The organism is Microbacterium sp. NPDC056736, from assembly GCF_042790415.1.
In the GTDB taxonomy this organism is placed as follows: domain Bacteria; phylum Actinomycetota; class Actinomycetes; order Actinomycetales; family Microbacteriaceae; genus Microbacterium.
In genome coordinates, this window is the sequence record NZ_JBHTZE010000026.1 from 1 (window position 1) to 1,101 (window position 1,101).

Sequence of the window (1,101 nt, forward strand, 5' to 3'; positions counted from 1 at the left end):
CGATCCCGTGCGAGGTTAAGCTGAAGAGGCGGAGCCGCAGCGAAAGCGAGTCTGAATAGGGCGTTTAGTACGTGGTCGTAGACCCGAAACCAGGTGATCTACCCATGTCCAGGGTGAAGTTCAGGTAACACTGAATGGAGGCCCGAACCCACGCACGTTGAAAAGTGCGGGGATGAGGTGTGGGTAGGGGTGAAATGCCAATCGAACCTGGAGATAGCTGGTTCTCTCCGAAATAGCTTTAGGGCTAGCCTCAAGGTAAGAGTCTCGGAGGTAGAGCACTGATTGGACTAGGGGCCCCTACCGGGTTACCGAATTCAGTCAAACTCCGAATGCCGATGACTTATCCTTGGGAGTCAGACTGCGAGTGATAAGATCCGTAGTCGAAAGGGAAACAGCCCAGACCGCCAGCTAAGGTCCCAAAGTATACGTTAAGTGGAAAAGGATGTGGAGTTGCTTAGACAACCAGGATGTTGGCTTAGAAGCAGCCACCATTTAAAGAGTGCGTAATAGCTCACTGGTCGAGTGACTCTGCGCCGAAAATGTACCGGGGCTAAACGTATCACCGAAGCTGCGGATTGACACCGTATGGTGTCGATGGTAGGAGAGCGTTCTAAGGGCGTTGAAGTCAGACCGGAAGGACTGGTGGAGCGCTTAGAAGTGAGAATGCCGGTATGAGTAGCGAAAGAGGGGTGAGAATCCCGTCCACCGAATGCCTAAGGTTTCCTGAGGAAGGCTCGTCCGCTCAGGGTTAGTCGGGACCTAAGCCGAGGCCGAAAGGCGTAGGCGATGGACAACAGGTTGATATTCCTGTACCACCTATACATCGTTTGAACGATGGGGGGACGCAGAAGGATAGGGTAAGCGCGCTGTTGGATATCCGCGTCCAAGCAGTTAGGCTGGGAAATAGGCAAATCCCGTTTCCATTAAGGCTGAGCTGTGATGGCGAGCGAAATATAGTACCGAAGTTCCTGATTCCACGCTGCCAAGAAAAGCCTCTAGTGAGATGTAAGGTGCCCGTACCGCAAACCGACACAGGTAGGCGAGGAGAGAATCCTAAGGTGTGCGAGAGAACTCTCGTTAAGGAACTCGGCAAAATGACCC

At 53.0% G+C, this 1,101-nt stretch carries 1 rRNA gene; it reads left to right on the top strand.

The features are described 5' to 3' along the window. Positions 1-1,101, top strand: a 23S ribosomal RNA gene (locus ACFRAL_RS17450); the annotation flags it as partial.